The 12,571-nt window shown below is 48.1% G+C and carries 15 protein-coding genes and 2 riboswitches; of the genes, 1 reads left to right on the forward strand and 14 read right to left on the reverse strand.

The window, feature by feature from the left end; genetic code table 11:
* Window positions 1-137: 137 nt before the first annotated feature.
* From A7975_RS12175 to A7975_RS12210, 8 genes are all read right to left on the reverse strand, one after another.
* A complete protein-coding gene (locus A7975_RS12175) occupies window positions 138-707 on the reverse strand; it encodes a helix-turn-helix domain-containing protein (RefSeq protein ID WP_065385269.1) in 570 nt (189 codons plus the stop codon).
* A gap of 47 nt (window positions 708-754) precedes the next feature.
* On the reverse strand, window positions 755-1,729 hold the full coding sequence (locus A7975_RS12180) for an NAD-dependent epimerase/dehydratase family protein (RefSeq protein ID WP_053376984.1): 975 nt from the start codon (window positions 1,727-1,729) through the stop codon (window positions 755-757).
* An 11-nt stretch (window positions 1,730-1,740) separates the two neighbouring features.
* Window positions 1,741-2,934 (reverse strand): glycine C-acetyltransferase, encoded by a 1,194-nt coding sequence (locus tag A7975_RS12185; RefSeq protein WP_053376985.1) that lies wholly within the window; start codon window positions 2,932-2,934, stop codon window positions 1,741-1,743.
* A 228-nt stretch (window positions 2,935-3,162) separates the two neighbouring features.
* Window positions 3,163-3,612 (reverse strand): SRPBCC family protein, encoded by a 450-nt coding sequence (locus A7975_RS12190; protein ID WP_065385270.1) that lies wholly within the window; start codon window positions 3,610-3,612, stop codon window positions 3,163-3,165.
* Between the two features lie 188 nt (window positions 3,613-3,800).
* Window positions 3,801-4,784, reverse strand: coding sequence for a phosphotransferase (locus A7975_RS12195; protein ID WP_065385271.1), 984 nt, complete (start codon window positions 4,782-4,784; stop codon window positions 3,801-3,803).
* A gap of 97 nt (window positions 4,785-4,881) precedes the next feature.
* Complete coding sequence (locus A7975_RS12200; protein WP_065385272.1) at window positions 4,882-5,364, reverse strand: NUDIX hydrolase; 483 nt, start codon at window positions 5,362-5,364, stop codon at window positions 4,882-4,884.
* A gap of 33 nt (window positions 5,365-5,397) precedes the next feature.
* Window positions 5,398-5,589 carry a hypothetical protein gene (locus tag A7975_RS12205; RefSeq protein WP_065385273.1) on the reverse strand — a complete coding sequence of 64 codons (192 nt, stop codon included), beginning with the start codon at window positions 5,587-5,589 and terminating at the stop codon, window positions 5,398-5,400.
* The gene (locus A7975_RS12210; RefSeq protein ID WP_065385274.1) at window positions 5,579-6,973 is read right to left on the reverse strand and encodes a stalk domain-containing protein; all 1,395 of its coding nucleotides are present in this window, start codon (window positions 6,971-6,973) and stop codon (window positions 5,579-5,581) included. The genes A7975_RS12205 and A7975_RS12210 overlap by 11 nt, the downstream gene beginning before the upstream one ends.
* 149 nt (window positions 6,974-7,122) lie before the next feature.
* Between A7975_RS12210 and A7975_RS12215 the strand changes: the two genes are divergently transcribed.
* A complete protein-coding gene (locus A7975_RS12215) occupies window positions 7,123-7,341 on the forward strand; it encodes a hypothetical protein (RefSeq protein WP_053376990.1) in 219 nt (72 codons plus the stop codon).
* Window positions 7,342-7,465: 124 nt separating this feature from the next.
* Here the strand turns inward: A7975_RS12215 and A7975_RS12220 are convergent, their stop codons facing one another.
* The 6 genes from A7975_RS12220 to A7975_RS12245 all read right to left on the reverse strand — a co-directional run bounded on the left by A7975_RS12220 (window position 7,466) and on the right by A7975_RS12245 (window position 12,361).
* Window positions 7,466-8,662: an MFS transporter gene (locus tag A7975_RS12220; RefSeq protein WP_065385275.1), complete on the reverse strand. Its 1,197-nt coding sequence runs from the start codon at window positions 8,660-8,662 to the stop codon at window positions 7,466-7,468.
* 249 nt (window positions 8,663-8,911) lie between these two features.
* On the reverse strand, window positions 8,912-9,262 hold the full coding sequence (locus A7975_RS12225) for a GNAT family N-acetyltransferase (RefSeq protein WP_065385276.1): 351 nt from the start codon (window positions 9,260-9,262) through the stop codon (window positions 8,912-8,914).
* A gap of 22 nt (window positions 9,263-9,284) precedes the next feature.
* Complete coding sequence (locus A7975_RS12230) at window positions 9,285-9,863, reverse strand: DJ-1/PfpI family protein (protein WP_065385277.1); 579 nt, start codon at window positions 9,861-9,863, stop codon at window positions 9,285-9,287.
* Window positions 9,864-9,916: 53 nt separating this feature from the next.
* Window positions 9,917-9,996: riboswitch (ZMP/ZTP riboswitch) on the reverse strand.
* 79 nt (window positions 9,997-10,075) lie between these two features.
* On the reverse strand, window positions 10,076-10,969 hold the full coding sequence (locus tag A7975_RS12235; protein WP_065385278.1) for an aminoglycoside phosphotransferase family protein: 894 nt from the start codon (window positions 10,967-10,969) through the stop codon (window positions 10,076-10,078).
* Window positions 10,970-11,067: 98 nt separating this feature from the next.
* Complete coding sequence (locus A7975_RS12240) at window positions 11,068-11,673, reverse strand: DUF2087 domain-containing protein (protein WP_065385279.1); 606 nt, start codon at window positions 11,671-11,673, stop codon at window positions 11,068-11,070.
* A 130-nt stretch (window positions 11,674-11,803) separates the two neighbouring features.
* Window positions 11,804-12,361, reverse strand: coding sequence for an SLOG family protein (locus A7975_RS12245; RefSeq protein WP_065385280.1), 558 nt, complete (start codon window positions 12,359-12,361; stop codon window positions 11,804-11,806).
* 88 nt (window positions 12,362-12,449) lie between these two features.
* A riboswitch (TPP riboswitch) is annotated at window positions 12,450-12,552 on the forward strand.
* Window positions 12,553-12,571: the final 19 nt, after the last annotated feature.

A 12,571-nucleotide genomic window follows, 5' to 3' on the forward strand; every position in this document is an offset into this window, starting at 1 on the left:
AGGCTGTCCCAAAAGCAACAATTATAGATGTGTGTGAAGGATTTAATCTGCAAACGTGTGAATTTGAAAATAAAAAAGGAGCTAAGCGGCTTGTGTGCGCATAGCTCCTTTGTTCTTCCTAAGCAACGCGATCTTCATTATCCTCGTGCCGCAGCGTCGGCATAGAAGATAACCGTAAAGAAATGTACGGCTTCGGAACCCGTATTGCGATACCAATGCGCCCGGTTCGCATGAAAATGAACAGCGCTGCCCGCCGGCACTTCGTAAGACTCCTCGTCGTGCGTAAGCTCCAAGACACCTTGATGAACAAAAATATATTCCTCTACCCCGTCGTTATGGGGCTCGGAGCCGTGCAAGCAGCCAGGTTCAATTGTGACCATGTAAGACTCAAGCTTCGTTCGCAAGCTGTACGGAAACATCGGATAAGCGCGATAAGCGCCGTCTTCTTCCGAAAACAGTTCCAAATTGCCGGGCGTCGCTACCGTTACTTCCGAATCTACGTCTTCGATAAGCGTCGTAAACGAGATGCCTAGCCCGTTGACGATTCGCCACAACACCGAGATCGTCGGATTCGAATCCCCGCGTTCAATCTGCCCGAGCATCGCCTTGCTCACGCCGGTCATTTCGGCCATATTATCCAGGCTTAAGCCGCGTGATTTTCGAATAGCCAGCAAATTTTTTCCGACCTTCTTGTGTATCTGTTCCATCTCTCGAAGCCTCTTTTCAAACCGTCATACAGCCAAAGTTAAGCGTATTATAACAGATTCGCACTTGTCTTGCTATAAGTCGATTTTCCTTTGAGATTAGAGAGCATATCATCAGTCATCCAATCCAAATCGTACTCAGGGTCGAAATCCCATTCTTCGCGAGCCGCCGACGGATCGATCGCATCCGGCCAACCGTCCGCGATCGATTGCCTTAGAGGATCAATGCCGTAATCGAGCTCGAAGCTTGGTATATACCTGCGGATGCTGGCCGCAATCCCTTCAGGGTCAACGCTCATTGCCGTCACGTTAAAGGCGTTTCGATGTTTAAGCCGGGACGCGTCCGCCTCCATCAGCTTAATAACCGCATTGATTGCGTCTGGCATGTACATGAGGTCCAGAAAGGTCCCTTTATCGATATACGAGGTGAAGCGGCCGGTCTTCACTGCGCTTACGTACATGTCGACCGCATAATCGGTCGTCCCTCCTCCCGGAGGAGCGGTATAGGAGATTAATCCAGGAAAACGAAGTCCCCTCGTGTCCACTTTGTATTTATGAAAATAATAATCGCAGAGCAGCTCTCCGGCCACTTTATTGATGCCGTACATCGTCGCAGGGCGCTGCATGGTGTCTTGCGGCGTACCGTTTCTCGGCGTCTCCATGCCGAATGCCGCAATCGAGCTCGGCGTGAAGAGCTGGCAATCAAGCTCTCTTGCCGCCTCCAACGCGTTCAGCAGCCCTCCCATATTCAACTGCCATGCGTGCATTGGCAATGCTTCTGCCGTCGCGGACAGTAAAGCCGCAAGATGGATAATCGTATCTGCCTGATGCGATTTCACCGCATGATAAAAGGCTTTGCCATCGGTTACGTCCAGCGTTTGGAACGGCCCCGATTGTGCCGTTTCGCTGGAACTTTGCCGAATGTCTGTCGTCATAACCGCATCATTGCCATAAATCTGACGCAGCCGAATAGCCAATTCACTGCCGATTTGCCCAAACGCGCCGGTAATAAGAATACGCCTCATATCGATTCCTCCTAAAGGATGATGCCAAGCTCGCGTCCCGCCTGCTCGTATACGGTTAACGCATGGTCCAACATTTCTTTCGTGTGCGCGGCAGTAGGCATGTTGCGAATGCGCCCCGCTCCCTTCGGCACGGTCGGGAATACGACGGATTTAGCGTAGACGCCTGCTTCATACAGCTTCGCGCTAAAGCGCTGGGTCAACTGCTCATCGCCGATAAGGCAAGGCGTGATCGGCGTCACCGTATGGCCAATCGAGTAACCAAGCTTCTTGAGGCCATTCTGCAAATATGCCGCGTTGTTCCACAGCTTCTCTTGCAGCTCTTTGCTGTCTTGGATAATACCGATCGCTGCAATGCATGCCGCAATCGTTCCCGGCGGCTGCGACGTAGAGAAGAGGAACGGACGGCTGCGCGCTTTGAGCCAGTCAACGACCTCCTGCGTTCCCGCCACGTAACCACCGACCACTCCGACTGCTTTGGACAGGGTTCCGATTTGAAAATCGATGTGATCGGAAAGGCCAAAATGCTTCACGGTACCCGCTCCTCCGCCAAGCACCCCTGTGCCGTGCGCGTCATCCACGTATGTGATCAGGTCGTAATCTTCCGCAATTTTTACGATTTCAGGCAGGTTCGCGATATCGCCATCCATTGAAAACACGCCGTCCGTAATGACCATAATTTTATCAAATACACCCGATTCCCTTGCTGACTGTGCCTTAATCCGCAAATCGCTCATGTTGGAATGGCCGTACCGAATGACCTTTGCTTTCGTTAACCGGCAGCCGTCAATGATGGAGGCGTGGTTGAGCTCATCCGACAGAATGGCATCCCCTTCACCCATGATCGCGGAAATCGCCGCCATGTTGCAGTTGAAGCCCGATTGATAAGCGACGGCGGCTTCGGTTCCTTTAAACGCAGCCAGCTTCTCTTCCAATTCAACGTGCAGCGATAACGTCCCGTTAATCGTCCGTACAGCCCCGCTTCCCACTCCGTACTTGATCGTTGCCTGAACCGCAGCGTCCACTAATCTTCCGTCCGTCGCCAGTCCCAAATAATTGTTGGAAGAGAGGTTCACCAGTTCCTTGCCTTTCAACCGAATAACAGGTCCGTTTGCTCCTTCCAGCGAATCAATCGTCGGATACAGCCCCCGGTTTCGAAGCTCGTCAAGTTCCCGATGTAAAATGGAAGATAATCTTTGGTTTCTCATCCGTATGCCACCTCGTATCAGTTAGGTTTAAGTTTAAAAAACACTCTCGTTTTATCAGCGCACAAAAGTACACTATAGCGTATGTATGTTATAATATATAAAAATGCGTTATAGCGCAATACTGAAATTACGACATTTTCCTTGCTGCATTGACCTGAACAAAAAATCCCCCTGCCAAGGCAAGGGCAGGGGGATTTGGGGCTAGATTATATGTACGGATGACATAGGTTAAGCTTCTGATTCAGCAACCTTTTTTACATCTTCTAAAAATTTAACAACGATCTTCTCCGTCGCAAATAGCATAAACAGCTTTGCAAACCACTTCAATGCTTTATTGGTAACTGTGTATTTAAGCTTTGTTTTCTGGTCATTTATTCGATGCAGTTCATATAAAGCAGTGATCTCAAAGATATTTGCCAATGTGAACCCGATTTTCATCTTCTTGTCCTTTTGATTATTCGCATATTCTAGCGTGTGAACGTCATATTCCTCTATGCGTTTGCCTTCTTTATACTTTTGACGATATATGCTGCCGACAACCTCTTCAGTAATGCGGACTGGTTTATTCTCTGCCACTTGAGGCATAATCTTTTGCATCTGTTCTAACGAACCATCAAAATAAGACCATACATGTTCAATAGGAGTGTTTATCTCAATTTCTCTTGACCATTGCTTCAATCTATTTACCCCCTCTTATAAACCCTTTTCATCTATTCTACATGATTGATGAAAAAAATAAGAGGCTGTCTCAAAAGTAACAATTATAGATGTGTGTCCATGTATCTTGGGCGGTGGCTTCGTTTTGTTCTAGAATGAGCTAAAAGCTATTAATTGCTGAACCGCCGCACCCACTCGCTTATGCATGGCTAAACCAAATTCGTTTTGCGAAATTCAGCTATAAATCCGTCAAGCCAATCCTCCGTGTAATCAATGGCGCCGTTATCGCTATGGATAAAAGCAACATCAAGGCCCATCACCCAAAATCTGCGAGCAAAAACAAACAGCTCAATCGCCGCTTCATCCTGCACCGAAAATGGTCGGACAGACCGATAACCCGCCATTAAAGCATGCCATAGCTGCTCCTTTGTCTCTGGTTGCTGCCTTTTTCTTGCCCGAACTTGCGCAAGATCATAGGCTCGCCAGCCCTTGGCAGCCCATTCAAAGTCGAGATGGGTGAAATGTCCGTTTTGTTCCATCGCGTTATTATTCCCATGCATGTCACCATGACAAATGCCAAAATCCAACCCTTGATCAGCGGCAGCAGTAATCCGTTCTTTTAATGCAAGCGCAAACTGCTGCAGAAAAGGGGCTGACTCATGATTTTCGCCTATGTAGTTCAAAATACGCTCTAACGGTTGATCAATAAGAAACTTGGTATCCAACTCATAACGGTGCTGATCCAAAACAACCTGATCCATAGCCGCATGCAGCTCAGCAGCAGACTTGCCGAAAGCGTAGCAGGACTCTTCGTCTTGCAGCCTGTTCTCCGTACCCGTAATAAATCGAAAAAGGACAGCGGCCCTTTTACCTTCAGCTGCATCGATTACGGTATAATAACGACTGTCTTTTTTAGCTATTGGTTCTGCTACACCCGTGTGCTCGGAGCTTAAGAGCGCCTTGAGTTGTGTCAACAAAGATAGCTCATACGAAACATCCTGCTCTTTGATCTCCTGACGATAGACACGTAGAATATAATACCCTTTAGACGTTCGAACGCGATAGGTATCGTTCAAGCCTCGCAGCCAAAACAAACACTCGCTCCACTGCCCAATATCATATTGGTCGCTTAAACCATACTGCAAATAGTTCTGGTCTAGGACGGACCGCAAAGCTGTAGGCCCAGTATACATGGCGTTACCCCTAATCTTTTTAGCCTCATCATATAGCAGCCCATTCCCCAGATAAAGGTAAAAATCTTTTATAATCAACTGTCTGCTTTATCGTTATTTAAATCGTCCTGTTCAATTTCACCTCAAACTCGGGTTTCGTTACATAGTCCATATAAGCTATTTTTCCAGAAAAGTCTAAATACGCTTGATAACGGGTGCGAATAGCCTGCGCCGTAATGTGATCTAGCACTTGATTCTTGGCGACCCAGCAGCTTTCCGAGGTTTCTTCCGATGTACACAATTGGCCGCCTACAGGCTTGCAGACATAGTCAAGCATTACTTTGGTAGGCACATCCGTTACTCCGTCATGCCATTTATAAGTCGCTGTATTGGAATAGACGCCTATCAATTGAGTGACAATGACGTCGATCCCGCTTTCCTCTTTTATCTCTCTGCTTAATGCGTCTATCAAATTTTCACCAACCTCCACTTGCCCGCCAGGAAAAACCCAGCCGTCATGCTGCGTTTTGACGAGCAGAATGTTTCCATGCTCATCCTCAACGATGCCGCCTACTGCCACAATATGTGTTGGCATTGCCATATTCATATCCCCCTCAGCGCCTCGCGCTTGGTCTCACTTCCAATTGTTTTTCACAAAGAGGATGACCATGACGAGCACGAATAGCCCCGCAAGATAAAGAAAAACATTTTTCCAGCTAAAATGATTTCCTTCATACTCACCCTCGTAGTTTGCCTTCAAAAATGATTCGTCGCTAATCTGTACGGCGATTGCCTCGTTTGTGTCGATGCCTTTGCTACAATCCAAGCTGCACTTCCCTGTTCTTTGCATCCCAGACTACGCTTGCTCCCATCGACTCAGCAACGAAACGCAGCGGCGCCATCGTACTTCCGCGGATGATCTGCACGGGTTCAGCCAGCTCCACCTCTGTACCGTTTACAGTCGCTTCCTGCTTCCACACTTCCATCCTGATGGTTTGCGCGCCAAATTTGACGGTTACGATGTCATTCGCATAGCTGACGGTGCCGCCAAGTGATTCGAACAATCCCCGAACCGGGATGAGCACGGAGCCGTTCACCATCGCAGGCTGCTTTTCTACGAGCTGATAGTTGCCATTCAAACGAATCCCGATCCCTTTGACAACTTTTTTCGGGATGATTTTCCGGTTATATTTGAACTTGTCATCTCCGTAGTAATTGCTCATCCGAGCCCATGACGAGACAGTGCCATCCTTATGAAGCGCCGTGCCTCCACCTTCGCTCAAAGCGCTAACCGCCTTTATCTGGCTAAGCCCTTTTAATGGATAAAGCTTCTTATCCACATTCGGCCAAATCCAATACGACACCGAGCCATCCTTCATGAGAACGTAGGAGAAGGCGGAGAAATCCCCTAAATCATCCATCGCCCCTGCAACTGCTGCCACTTTTGGAGCCAGCTTCGCAAGGTTGAAATTAGGAATGGATAGCCCATAAATAGCATATCGGTTCATTAAATAGACATCCCATGATGCGCTAATCGCCATACCTGTAGAGATGGATGCCGCTTTTTTGAAAATCGTTGGGTTAGTCTCGGTATTATCCAGCACTTTACTAGGAAGAAATGGCTCATTATATTTGTCTCTTCCCCAAATCCACATCGTACCGTCCTTTGCGAGCGCAATCGGAAAATATCCTCCTCCCTCAATCGCCACGATATCCGTAAGCTTGCCGATCCGGCCTGGCTTGCGCTTCTCCTCCACGCTTGCTCCTGCGGCACAGGCGTCCGAAGGCAGCTGGTACTCGCATAATCCTCCTAGCGACCAAACGGTTCCGTCCGCTTTAAGCACATACTGGCCAGAGATGTCGACTGCGTTACTAAGCCCCTCCACGGGGGCCGGTTGATCGAAGGAATTAAAATAAACAAACCCGCCGCCCGGTGCAGCTACGCTTTCTGTTTTTCTTCCCCACGTCCACACGCTTCCGTCCTTTTTTACTGCCGCATTGCGCTCAGAAATCTTCTTAACGTCACTCAGCACCCGCACGGCCTCGAACGTATCCTCATTCCAAGCCCATAACACGCCTTTATTGTCCAGCGCATAATTTCCATCTATCGATACAATGCCATCCAGCAGCGGCGCCTTCGCCGCGTTAGCAGAAGCAGACATCGGAGTTACCGCAGCCGCCACAATAATCGATACAATGACTAGCTTCATCCAATTCCCCCTCATCTCGTTCACCTTCCTTCCATTTGTTATCCAGATAAAAGTTAGACGCCAATTTTGGGAAAAAGTTACAACCATTTCGATTGATCCGCCAAAAGTTTGGGTACATACATAGAAACGACGAAATGAGGTGGATTCGCATGAATGAATTCGAGAAGGATGCAGACGGTGCAGCGAAGAATGGCAAACGAGATCACCCCGAGCAATATCCGACAGACAAGGAGAGCTTGTTCGATAAGTTCAAAAGCGAGCAGACTGTTGATCCCATACCGGTAGAGGATCTGAAGCTTCAGGTGCAGGATGAGAAACATAAGGAAGAGACGAAGCACAAATCATCCAGTGCAAATAAGTATGAGTGACAACTTAAGCGGCCAAAAATAAAAATGAGCCTTAGAATCGCTTCTAAGGCTCATTTTGCGTGTCGGGAATCGTATTCGAATCCGTCTTTTCCCGTTAAATTGGCTGAATCGTTACTGCAAACCTCTACACCGACGCGGTTACGTCTCCGGCTTGCCTTTTCGGACGAAATCCGAATCCGAGCATGGCGAAAACGAGAAACGCTGCGCCCAAGAACAGAAAGTTAATGGAAGGAGATACATAACGTATGCCGTAACCGCCGAGCGTCGGCCCCATAATGCTTCCGATGCTAAAATGGATCGAGGCGATGACATTTGCTGCCGGCAATATGGCCCGGGGCAAAATATCAGCCGCATAAGCAAGTCCGAGTGAGTAGAACGATCCTACCACGCCTCCAGCAATTGCGAACAACAAGAATAGCAGCACAACATTGTTCCCGGCGGCAGGAATCGCGAAGAAAGCAAGCGACCCGACTATTCCGCAGGCAATCAGTACCGGTTTACGTCCGATTCGGTCGCTCAAGATACCAAGCGGCAGCTGCAAAACCAGCCCCCCTACCCCGAATGCCAGCAAAAGCAGCGAGATCCAGTGCTGGCTTAATTCAATGCGCAAGCCGTACAGCGGGAAGCTGCTGTTCATGGAAGCCTCCATCAAGCCGTACAAGAAGCCCGGTATAAGCACGAACCACGCCATCCGGTACGTTCTAACGAACCGATTCTCAGCCGCAGCATCTCTTGGGGCTCGCTCTGGCATCTCGCTTTTCATACGCAGCACTAGCAGCAGCACCGTGACAAAAAACAGGCTAGAAACAATAAACGGTACCGCCCTGCCAAGCGGAAGAAGATTGATGCCGAGCGGCCCTAGACTAAAGCCAAGTCCGTATGCCATTCCATACAACGAGATGTATCTCCCGCGCCGATCGGCAGGGCTTGAGCTTACAATCCACAGCTGGGTAGCATAATGGAGCGAGCTATCGCCCACGCCTACGAGGAGCCGCAAGGCGAACCATAAGGCAAGCGACTCGGTGAATGGGAATAGCAGGCTCGCAAGCGTAACTAGCGAAATACCTGCTACGATCACTTTTTTGTAACCAAAACGCAAGACCGGCTTCTCTACGAAAAACATGGTACAGAAAATTCCGATATACATAGCCGCTGAGTTAATGCCGTTCATATCCGCCGAAACGCCGGAGTCCTCCAGCATAATGGACAGCAGCGGAAGCAGCAGCCCTTGGCTCATGCCCGCAACTACGACGACCAGCAGCAAAGTAATTAAACGAAAACGAGATGAAAGTGAAGTTGTAGCGATAGCACTTGATGACAAACCTGTTGCACTCTCCTTGAACAATTATTGTCCTTATTTTTCCCCTTACACATTGTATACTTGGCTGCAATGCCTGACAACCTCCTTTCATTGCCAGCATGCCTCCTTCGTTAGATGAAAATCAGTTTTATAAGCCTTTGACGAAGGTGACCCGGTGGTAATCCTTTTGAAAATAATCGTTCTCCCAGTTCATCATTTCAAAGCCAATGCCGCGATAGAAGGACAACGTATCTTCATTGCCCGCATGGCCTAACGTGTAGAGAATACTTGCGTCCTTCCCAACTTTCTTATCTGTTTGCAAATATTATCGATCAGGGCTTTCCCGATCCCTTGCCGCTGGTTTTTGGGCGACACCGCTACCCCCACGATTTCATATAGCGCCAATTCTTCGTTCAACAAATATCCGGCATGGCCCGCTACCTCGCCTGACTCCGCTAAATAGACATAGTAACGGCATTGCTTGTCATTTTGGATAGCCAAAAAAGCTTGCCAGCGCTCAGGATACTTCTCCATAATAAAAGGAGGAAATTGCAGCGGGTGCCCCGCCATTATGTACTCAACTTGCGATTGATCGCTTTTTTCCAACAAACGAATCTGCATCTAAACCATCCTCCCGGCACCTCTATTTTCGCAAACCCGCAGTATAGTAAGGATAATCCATCTTCTCTTGAATTTTCCGGGCCACCGCTTCATTCGTAAGGGATTCTACGACAAATAAACCTAAATCAATGGAAGCCGATACCCCTCCGCCTGTAAAAACATTCCCGTCTCTCACATAACGCTCCTTAATCACCTCTTCGCAATAAGGGGCAAGCAGGTCGTAGGCAGATGGATTGGTTGTCGCTTTTTTGCCATGCAAATAACCAGCAGCACCCAAAATCAATGCCCCAGTGCACACGGATACCTTGTACGGCACATCTCGCGCAGTTTGAATCCATGACATAAAATCGGGATCATATCTGAGCTGCCTTGTCGATAACCCGCCCGGTATAAATACTAAATCATAGGCTGACAGGTCAGGCAGAACCCGGTCGATCTTCATCGTAAGCCCCCGATCATCCGTTATCTCCTCTTTGTTCGAACAAAAATCCCATGACATCGTTTCCTTTGCTTTCAAAATTCCCATCCACGTTACCGCTTCATAAAAACCGGTAAAATCCAGCGTCGTCATGCTGTCAAACAGAATGAATGCCATCTTCATGCGTAAACACCTGACCTTTCATCATAAAAAAAAAGTACTTGATCAAAGATCAAATACTTTGCCCAGGCGTACGGCGATATAAATAAGTGCTTCCTCGTGGTTATCCACGTTTACGCCAGTCGCACATACCAGATATTTACTTTATTGTATGAGGAATAAGAACATATAGCAATGCTTTTTTACTATATACAGGTTCGATTCAATAGGAAGCGTTAAACCCTCTCGTTAATCCTGCTGATAAAAGCTTCCGCAAGCTCCAGCTGCCTGATCGCGAATGGCAAATCCCCGTCACCGACAAGCGCTAAATCGAGATTGGATAAGGTAGCAAGCAACGTCCTCGCCGTCAGCGCAAGCGCAAAAGCTGAAGGATCCTTTATCATCTCGGCTTGGCTCATCAAGTAAACATAGGTTGGCTCCTCGGAGCCGCCAAACAAAGCAAGGTTGCATATATACGATGCCAAATCCCAGTAAGCAGGCATGTAGGATACATCCTCAAAATCGATCCAAAGCCAGCCTTCCGGGCTTGGAAGCACATTGCCGGCATGGGCATCTCCATGGGCAGGCATCAAAGCTTCTCGTTTAATCGATCGAATTTGAATGTCTATCTCCCGAAAAACCCGCAATAAAGACTGGATACGGTCATCCGGGTGTTCGCTCAGCCTTGCAGCCGCCTGACAAGCCCGTTCCCAGACGCCGAGCACGGGCATGGGGCCAGCGAAGTCGCGCATCGCTAAAGAAAGCTTGTTTACGAGCGCAACGGCCTCGCTTGGTGAAAGGGGCTCGAGCTGCACAGGCGGCGCGTAACGCCAAAATGTCGCCCACACGCCTGCGGCGCGGTGAGGCCCCGCGTCTGGCATGGGCTTCAGCACGGGCACGCCATAATTATGCAAATGAAAGGCTACCCGCACCTCCCGCTCTAAAATGTCATGTGCATGCCCTGCATTTTGTTCGGATAGAACAACAGCTGCCCGGACAATAACCTCATGAGGAGTCAAATGAATAATCAAATTTCCGCCTTTGCTTAAAATAACAGGATCAATATCCGTTAATCCAAGCTTCTCGGCAGTCAACAGCAACTGTGAAACAAGTTCACTTCTATCAGACAATAAAACAGCTCCCTTAATGTATGGTATACGTTCATCTTAGCCGGGAAGCTGCGGGCTTTACAGGCCCAAAATAGGTATAATCATTTTTTCCACCGCCTCTAAGTTAACGTCTCCCATTTCGCCCACATTTCCTGCGGATTCAGTTCATAAATGTCGTTTTCTCTAAACATGTATTGATGCATAATAAATTCCCGGCGAATCGTAGCAAAATCATCATGGAAGCCTTTAATAAAAGCATTTATCTCCTTCTCCGTATACTTCTGTCCCCTTGTCATCTGCGACACGATATGCTGCAGCGCGATAAGCTTCTTCTTATGCTGAGCCGGAATATGCTTTAGCTTTCCTTCTCCCGTAAAAAAATTTCGGATAACCGAGTCCTGCAATCGCTTGCTGCTCTCCTCCATGCTCTCCAACCTCCTCTCTGTTCCCGCGTTTCGGTAAATGAGCTGCTCCGCGGCACTCGCATTGCTCTTAATAAAATAATGGTTCAACGAAAAATAAATCGTATTTTTTTCTCTTCGCTCATTAATTAAGCTCGCTTCGCGAAGCTTAGTCGCATGATGCGTGACCGTAGCAGGCGTTACGCCTAGCTTCTCAGCCAGCTCCTGGCCATTCAGCTCGCCATCAGCGAGCATTATCAATAGTTTGATTCTCGTCGCATCTGCCAGCGCCTTATGGTACGCGACAACTTTATCCAGCTGCATCGTTTTAAATCCTCTCTTTATAGTATATTTAACATTCGTCTAATTAGATAACTATCTAATCAGATGATAATGCAGTTCCCGTGATTTGTCAAATCACTGGGAACGCATGTATCTCCTACCGTTTCAACCATTAATGTTCGGAATGCAAATTGTCATCATCCGCGATGCTTTGAATATCCTCCGAGCTTATGCTGATATATTCATAGCCTTCCGCCTGCTGCTTCTTGAGCGCCTTTTCCTTAATAAACTTTGGGCTGCCCTCGCCCGCATCCTCGTCGTAAACGAGCAGAATGCCGTCCGTCTTGCGGAAGAGCAGCTCGTCCCGCGCATTAAACTGCCATATCCCGTTATACGGCTGATTGCTGACGGATGCGTAATAATCGACCCCTTTCAGCACCTGCTGGTAAAATTCCTTTTTATCGTCCTTCCACTTTTCTTCCGGATTTGCATACGCCGCAATAATCGAGAGTCTCAGATGCGGATAAATTTCCTTAAGCGCGATGACGACCTCGCATGCCCAGAGGTCAACGCCGTATTGTCCGGGTGTGATGACCCATTCAAGCCCATCCTCGATGAGCGGAACCAGCTTGCCTGTCAATGCTTTTTTAATATAAACGATGCCTTCATGCTTCTGGTTAAAAATATTAAGCTCATGCGCGCGATAGCCCGTAACGAGTAAATTTTTCATTTATTCAACGCCTTTTCGGATAATTATGGTTTACATCTCTCCAGTGTATGCTATAGTAGAAAAAATACAAATTGAATATGGACCTATTTTATTTCACTAGGGGAGTCTAACGGCTGAGATGGAGCGCATGCTCCGGACCCTTTGAACCTGATCTGGATCATTCCAGCGGAGGGAAGTGGAGCAGAAACAGCATTCATTCATGCGCGCAAG

The organism is Bacillus sp. FJAT-26390, from assembly GCF_001682865.1.
GTDB lineage: Bacteria > Bacillota > Bacilli > Paenibacillales > Paenibacillaceae > Pristimantibacillus.